The organism is Streptococcus mitis (assembly GCF_001074635.1).
Classification (GTDB): Bacteria; Bacillota; Bacilli; order Lactobacillales; family Streptococcaceae; genus Streptococcus; species Streptococcus mitis_E.
The window spans coordinates 1-7795 of sequence record NZ_JUQO01000176.1 but is presented as its reverse complement, the minus strand read 5'-3'; the positions used below and the strand labels follow the sequence as shown (position 1 = coordinate 7795).

Annotated in this window: 7 protein-coding genes; all 7 read left to right on the top strand. The window is 40.2% G+C overall.

All coding sequences use genetic code 11. The features are described 5' to 3' along the window. The first annotated feature begins 205 nt into the window (after positions 1-205). Positions 206-1549: a DEAD/DEAH box helicase gene (locus ADI58_RS07245; protein ID WP_049522019.1), complete on the top strand. Its 1344-nt coding sequence runs from the start codon at positions 206-208 to the stop codon at positions 1547-1549. A gap of 362 nt (positions 1550-1911) precedes the next feature. Beyond that, positions 1912-3102 carry a methionine adenosyltransferase gene (gene metK, locus ADI58_RS07240; RefSeq protein WP_049522018.1) on the top strand — a complete coding sequence of 397 codons (1191 nt, stop codon included), beginning with the start codon at positions 1912-1914 and terminating at the stop codon, positions 3100-3102. 90 nt (positions 3103-3192) lie between these two features. After that, complete coding sequence (pgdA, locus tag ADI58_RS07235; protein ID WP_049522017.1) at positions 3193-4584, top strand: peptidoglycan-N-acetylglucosamine deacetylase PgdA; 1392 nt, start codon at positions 3193-3195, stop codon at positions 4582-4584. Between the two features lie 76 nt (positions 4585-4660). Further along, positions 4661-5503, top strand: coding sequence for an aldo/keto reductase (locus tag ADI58_RS07230; RefSeq protein ID WP_049522016.1), 843 nt, complete (start codon positions 4661-4663; stop codon positions 5501-5503). A 268-nt stretch (positions 5504-5771) separates the two neighbouring features. Then, positions 5772-6143: a GFA family protein gene (locus tag ADI58_RS07225; RefSeq protein WP_049522015.1), complete on the top strand. Its 372-nt coding sequence runs from the start codon at positions 5772-5774 to the stop codon at positions 6141-6143. 35 nt (positions 6144-6178) lie between these two features. Beyond that, entirely contained in the window at positions 6179-7096 is a 918-nt protein-coding gene (gene glyQ, locus ADI58_RS07220; RefSeq protein ID WP_000038733.1) for a glycine--tRNA ligase subunit alpha, read from the top strand. Positions 7097-7307: 211 nt separating this feature from the next. Continuing rightward, positions 7308-7795, top strand: a 488-nt coding sequence (locus ADI58_RS07215) for a glycine--tRNA ligase subunit beta (protein WP_049522014.1), incomplete at its 3' end; no start/stop codon positions are given.

Genomic DNA, 7795 nt, shown 5'->3' with positions numbered 1-7795 from the left:
AACCTCAAAACAGTGTTTTGAGCAACCTGCGGCTAGCTTCCTAGTTTGCTCTTTAATTTTCATTGAGTATGAAAAGAGGTTGGGATTATAAAATTCCAGCCTTTTTCTGACTAGAAAAGGTACTGGAAATAGCCTAAATAAGTGAGACTACTGAAATGGAATAAAATGTGGTATAATTGATAAGATAGATAGAATCGAGGATATTATGTCATTTACGAAATTTCAATTTAAAAACTATATTAGAGAAGCCTTGGAGGAGTTGAAATTTACAACTCCAACAGAGGTACAAGATAAGTTGATTCCCATTGTCTTGGCAGGCCGGGATTTGGTTGGAGAATCAAAAACAGGTTCGGGTAAGACTCACACTTTCTTGTTACCGATTTTCCAGCAATTAGATGAAGCTAGCGATAGTGTACAAGCAGTGATTACTGCACCGAGTCGTGAGTTGGCTACTCAAATTTACCAAGCAGCGCGTCAGATTGCAGCTCACTCAGATGTCGAAGTTCGTGTGGTTAATTATGTGGGTGGTACGGATAAGGCTCGCCAGATTGAGAAATTGGCAAGCAATCAGCCTCATATTGTTATTGGAACACCAGGCCGTATCTACGACTTGGTTAAATCCGGTGATTTGGCTATTCACAAGGCCAAGACCTTTGTGGTCGATGAGGCAGATATGACCTTGGATATGGGATTCTTGGAAACTGTTGATAAGATTGCTGGTAGCCTTCCAAAAGACCTGCAATTCATGGTCTTCTCAGCGACTATTCCACAAAAGTTGCAACCATTCTTGAAAAAATACTTGTCAAATCCTGTCATGGAGAAAATCAAGACCAAAACGGTCATTTCTGATACCATTGATAATTGGTTGATTTCTACTAAGGGACGTGACAAGAATGCTCAAATTTATCAGTTGACTCAGTTGATGCAACCGTATTTGGCAATGATTTTTGTTAACACTAAAACGCGTGCTGATGAATTGCATTCATATCTGACTGCTCAAGGTTTGAAAGTTGCAAAGATTCATGGAGATATTGCCCCTCGTGAGCGCAAGCGTATCATGAATCAGGTGAAAAATCTGGATTTTGAGTATATTGTCGCAACAGATTTGGCAGCGCGTGGAATTGACATTGAAGGTGTCAGCCATGTTATCAATGATGCCATTCCGCAAGACTTGTCCTTCTTTGTACACCGTGTTGGTCGTACTGGACGCAATGGCCTACCAGGTACAGCTATTACTCTTTACCAGCCAAGCGATGATTCGGATATCCGTGAGTTGGAGAAATTGGGAATCAAGTTTACTCCTAAGATGGTCAAAGACGGGGAATTTCAAGATACCTATGACCGTGATCGTCGTGCCAACCGTGAGAAAAAACAAGATAAACTTGATATCGAAATGATTGGTTTGGTTAAAAAGAAAAAGAAAAAAGTCAAACCGGGTTATAAGAAGAAAATTCAATGGGCGGTTGATGAAAAGCGCCGCAAAACCAAGCGTGCTGAAAATCGCGCTCGCGGTCGTGCAGAGCGTAAAGCTAAACGCCAAACATTTTAATAGTAATTGTTGGAGTACTGAGCTCCAACTTTTTTTATTTATGAGAACGAACTATCGGTAAATTCCCAAACTAACTTCCAGTTTCCCCCAACCTAGCTTTTAGTATGAGAAAAACGCGTGAAATCAGTGGGAATTCGTCTGAGACTAACTTCCACTTTGACCATCCAAGTGGAAGTTACTTTGAGAAGTTAGCAACGAACTATCTATACAGAAACACTACATTATAGACTGCAAATTGCGCCTAAAAATGGTATAATGGTAAAGTTATATAGTCCCGATAAGATGGTAGGTATTCAGCACTAAGAAATTTCCTATCAGTACTTTGTAACTCTATAACACTATTTTTAAGGGGGGACATTTTTATGTCAGAACGTAAATTATTCACGTCTGAATCTGTATCTGAGGGGCATCCAGATAAGATTGCAGACCAAATTTCAGATGCGATTTTGGATGCTATTTTAGCCAAGGATCCAGAGGCGCACGTTGCTGCTGAGACAGCTGTATATACTGGTTCCGTCCATGTTTTTGGTGAAATATCTACAAATGACTATGTGGATATTAACCGTGTGGTTCGTGATACCATTGCAGAGATTGGCTATACCAATACAGAATATGGATTTTCTGCTGAGACAGTGGGAGTCCATCCGTCACTTGTTGAGCAGTCACCGGATATCGCCCAAGGTGTTAACGAAGCCTTGGAGGTCCGTGGGAATGCAGACCAAGATCCACTTGACTTGATTGGTGCTGGTGACCAAGGGCTCATGTTTGGATTTGCAGTGGATGAAACAGAAGAGCTCATGCCATTGCCAATCTCACTCAGTCATAAATTGGTTCGTCGTCTGGCAGAACTTCGTAAGTCTGGGGAAATTAGCTATCTTCGCCCAGATGCAAAATCACAAGTTACGGTTGAGTATGATGAAAATGACCGTCCAGTACGTGTGGACACAGTTGTTATTTCAACTCAGCACGATCCAGAAGTCAGCAACGAACAAATTCACAATGATGTCATTAGCAAGGTTATCAAAGAGGTTATTCCAGCCTCTTACTTGGATGAGCAAACAAAATTCTTCATCAATCCAACTGGTCGCTTTGTAATCGGTGGACCTCAAGGAGACTCAGGCTTGACTGGTCGTAAGATTATCGTGGATACCTATGGTGGCTACTCTCGTCACGGTGGTGGTGCCTTCTCTGGTAAAGATGCGACTAAGGTGGACCGTTCAGCCTCTTATGCGGCTCGTTATATTGCCAAGAATATCGTTGCAGCGGGTCTTGCTAAGAAGGCGGAAGTACAATTGGCTTACGCTATCGGTGTTGCGCAGCCTGTCTCTGTTCGTATCGATACCTTCGGTACAGGAAGAGTAGCTGAAGGTAAGCTTGAAAAAGCAGCCCGTCAAATCTTTGACCTTCGCCCTGCAGGGATTATCCAAATGCTGGACCTTAAGCGTCCAATTTACCGTCAAACAGCGGCTTATGGACACATGGGACGTACAGATATTGATCTTCCATGGGAACGCTTGGATAAGGTAGATGCTTTGAAAGAAGCAGTTAAATAAAATCTAAAGAGGGGGACTTCCCCTCTTTTTTAATATACTATTTCCTCCCAAATCATTGAAATTATAGCTTGAATTTGATATGATGGTCTTATGGATAAAAGTAGAGCAAATCGTGAGAATCACGATAAGATAAGAATGAGTTTAATAGCCCTAGTAGCTATCTTCTCAGTAAGTATTTGTGTCCTTGGTTCAATGATTGGATACAAAATATACACAAAACAAAGTTTTGAACAAAAGATTGAATCGCTCAAAAAAGAGAAAGATGATCAATTGGGTGAGGGAAATCAGAAGGATCATTTTCGCAAGGGAAAAGCCGAAGTAATTGCATATTATCCTCTCCAAGGGGAGCAAGTGATTTCGTCTATAAAGGGAATTATGACACAGGATATTAAAGACAATCTAGAGGATAAGGAAAATCTGGTTTTTTATTATACGGAGAAACAGGATTCGACTTTAAAAGGGATTGTCAACCGAAGTGTGATAAAACAAGTCTATGATTTAACTTCGTCAAAAGTTGAAGAGACTGAAAAAACTAGTCTAGCAAAAGTGCATTTGACAGAAGATGGTAAAACTTTTACCCTTGATCAACTATTTTCAGATGCTAGTAAGGCTAAAGAGAAGCTGTTAAAAGAACTGACTTCTTTCTTACAAGATAAGAAATTGGAACAAGAAAAGATTGATCAGATTGTTAAAGGTTTGTCTGACCAAGACTTGTCTGCATGGAATTTTGATTATAAGGATAGCCAAATTCTTATTTATCCGAGTCAGCCTGTTGAAAATCTGGATGAGATTGCCTTGCCAGTATCTAGTTTCTTTGAAGTTATTCAGTCCTCATATTTGCTAGATAAGGATGCGGAACTTTATAAAGCTTATTTTGAAAAGAAAAATCGTAAAGTAGTGGCCTTGACTTTTGATGATGGACCAAATCCTGCGACGACAAATCAAGCATTAGATACACTTTCTAAGTATGGTATTAAGGCGACTTTCTTTGTTTTAGGTAAGAATGTTTCTGGCAATGAAGAGATTTTGAAACGTATGAAAGCAGATGGTCATGTCATTGGAAACCATAGTTGGAGCCATCCAGTTCTTTCAAAACTTTCGCTTGATGACGCTAAAAAACAAATAACTGATACTGAGGATGCGCTAACTAAGGTGCTGGGTTCTAGCTCTAAACTTATGCGTCCCCCTTATGGAGCCATTACAGACGACATTCGCAAAAGCTTAGATTTGAGCTTTATTATGTGGGATGTAGATAGTCTGGACTGGAAGAGTAAAAATGAAGCATCTATTTTGACAGAAATTCAGCGTGAAGTCAAGAATGGTTCTATTATTCTTATGCATGATATCCATGCTGAGACGGTAAATGCTCTACCAAAGGTTATTGACTATTTGAAAGGGCAAGGTTATGACTTTGTGACAATTCCAGATTTGTTAGATACTCGTCTTAAACCTCACCAGCTCTATTACGACCGTGACCAATAATACACAAAATCTAAAGAGATAAGTTTTCTTTGAGAATTTGTTTCTTTGGATTTTCTTCTCATAGAAAGGAAAAATAATGAAATCTTATATTTTAAATAATGGTGTTACGATTCCAGTACTGGGATTTGGAACCTGGAAAGCTGAAAATGGAGAGATTGCCTATCAAGCTGTACTAGAGGCTTTAAAGGCAGGCTATCGCCATATAGATACGGCAGCTATTTATAAAAATGAAGAAAGCGTTGGTCGTGCCATTCAAGATAGTGGCGTTCCGCGTGAGGAAATTTTTGTAACCAGCAAACTCTGGAATACAAATCACAACTATGAGCAAACTCGTCAGGCTTTTGAAGAGTCTTTAAAGAAGCTGGGCTTGGAATATTTGGATTTGTATTTGATTCATTGGCCAAATCCAAAACCGCTCAGAGAAAATAACCACTGGAAAATCCGAAATTCAGAAGTTTGGAGAGCTATGGAAGACCTATATCAAGAAGGCAAAATCCGTGCTATTGGAGTTAGTAATTTCCTTCCCCATCATTTGGATGCCTTGCTTGAAACAGCAACTATCGTTCCAGCGGTCAATCAAGTTCGCTTGGCTCCAGGTGTGTATCAAGAGGAAGTCGTAGATTACTGTCGAGAAAAAGGAATTTTATTGGAAGCTTGGGGACCTTTTGGTCAGGGAGAACTGTTTGATAGCAAGCAAGTGCAAGAAATCGCAGCAAATCATGGAAAGTCTGTTGCTCAGATAGCCTTGGCATGGAGCTTAGCAGAAGGATTTTTACCGCTTCCGAAATCTGTCACAGCGTCTCGTATTCAGGCTAATCTTGATTGTTTTGAAATTGAACTGAATCATGAGGAACGTGAAACCTTAAAAGTGATTGCTGTTCAGTCTGGTGCTCCACGAGTTGATGATATGGATTTCTAGAAAATCATAAAAAGAATTGTACATTACTCCAATTTTTGATATAATAGTCAACAGGAAAGAAAGTCTTATGGCGTTCTTCAAGCGAGCTTGGGATAGTGGGAGCCAAGTAGGACAAAATAAAGAACTGGCGCTTTCTGTAGTATTTTCAAAGATAATGAAGTAATAAATTAGGGTGGAACCGCGTTTCTGACGCCCCTAGTCGCAAGGCTTGGGTGTTGAAATTCGGTTCTTTTTGATTTTGTCTAATACCTAAGTAGAAAGGAGCATAATGCTTAAAGGATCTTGTTTATGTAAAGCAGTGACCTACACTCTAGATGAGGAATTATCGGAATTAGTTTTTTGTTATTGCTCATTTTGTCGGAAAGCAACTGCGTCTGCTTATACAGTGAATGCCAAAGTTAGCAGTAAAAATATGATATTGTATGGAGAAGAGAATTTGGTTACCTATAGTTCATCTCCAGGGAAACAACGCTATTACTGCCAGAACTGTCATAGTCAAATTTTCACTGTTCAAGAAAATATACCAGAAGTCTGTGCTTTGAAATTAGGTACAATAGATGAATGCGATCAGAATTTACAAACTGTTCCTAAACGTCATATTTTTCAGGACCCAGCCTTTTCTTGGTTGCTTGATAAATAAATCTAAGAAGATAATATAAATTAAAGGAGTAAACAATGTCTAAGAAATTAACATTTCAAGAAATTATTTTGACTTTGCAACAATTTTGGAATGACCAAGGTTGTATGCTTATGCAGGCTTATGATAATGAAAAAGGTGCGGGGACAATGAGTCCTTACACTTTCCTTCGTGCTATCGGACCTGAGCCATGGAATGCGGCTTATGTAGAGCCATCACGTCGTCCTGCTGACGGTCGTTACGGAGAAAATCCTAACCGTCTTTACCAACACCACCAATTCCAGGTGGTCATGAAGCCATCTCCATCAAACATCCAAGAACTTTACCTTGAGTCTCTGGAAAAATTGGGTATCAATCCTTTGGAGCACGATATTCGTTTCGTTGAAGACAACTGGGAAAATCCTTCTACTGGTTCAGCTGGTCTTGGTTGGGAAGTTTGGCTTGACGGAATGGAAATTACTCAGTTCACTTATTTCCAACAAGTCGGTGGATTGGCAACTGGCCCTGTGACTGCGGAAGTTACCTATGGTTTGGAGCGTTTAGCTTCTTACATCCAAGAGGTTGATTCTGTCTATGATATCGAGTGGGCTGATGGTGTAAAATATGGAGAAATCTTTATCCAGCCTGAGTACGAACACTCAAAATATTCATTTGAAATTTCAGATCAAGAAATGTTGCTGGAAAACTTTGATAAGTTTGAAAAAGAAGCTGGTCGTGCCTTGGAAGAAGGATTGGTGCACCCTGCCTATGACTATGTTCTCAAATGTTCACACACCTTTAACCTGCTTGATGCGCGTGGTGCCGTATCCGTAACCGAGCGTGCAGGCTATATCGCTCGTATTCGTAACCTAGCCCGTGTCGTAGCCAAAACCTTTGTCGCAGAACGCAAACGCCTAGGCTACCCACTTTTGGATGAAGCAACACGAGCTAAACTCTTAGCAGAAGACGCGGAATAAAGAAAGTGACAAATTACGAAAATGGGCTAACAGTGTGAGCCCTGAACCAGTTGCCGCAGTGATGAAGGTATCCTTAGTGAAGCTAAGGATACTAGGCAAAATTGGAGACTTTTGACTCCAATTTTAGCAATGAAACAACGAAGTTGGTTGCTTGCGTGCCAATCACATAAGGCAAGCTGGAAAATAAAAAGATACTTTTCGGAGAAAAAACATGACAAAAAACTTATTAGTAGAACTCGGTCTTGAAGAATTACCAGCCTATGTTGTCACACCAAGTGAAAAACAACTAGGCGAAAAAATGGCAGCCTTCCTCAAGGAAAACCGCCTGTCTTTTGAAGCTATTCAGACCTTCTCAACACCACGTCGTTTGGCTGTTCGTGTGACTGGTTTATCAGACAAACAGGCTGATTTGACAGAAGATTTCAAGGGTCCAGCAAAGAAAATTGCCTTGGATAGCGATGGAAACTTCACCAAAGCAGCTCAAGGATTTGTCCGTGGAAAAGGCTTGACTGTTGAAGATATCGAATTCCGTGAAATCAAGGGTGAAGAGTATGTCTATGTCACTAAGGAAGAAGTTGGTCAAGCAGTTGAAGCAATTGTTCCTGGTGTTGTAGATGTTTTGAAGTCATTGACTTTCCCTGTCAGCATGCACTGGGCTAACAACACTTTTGAATACATTCGTCCTGTTCACACTTTAAC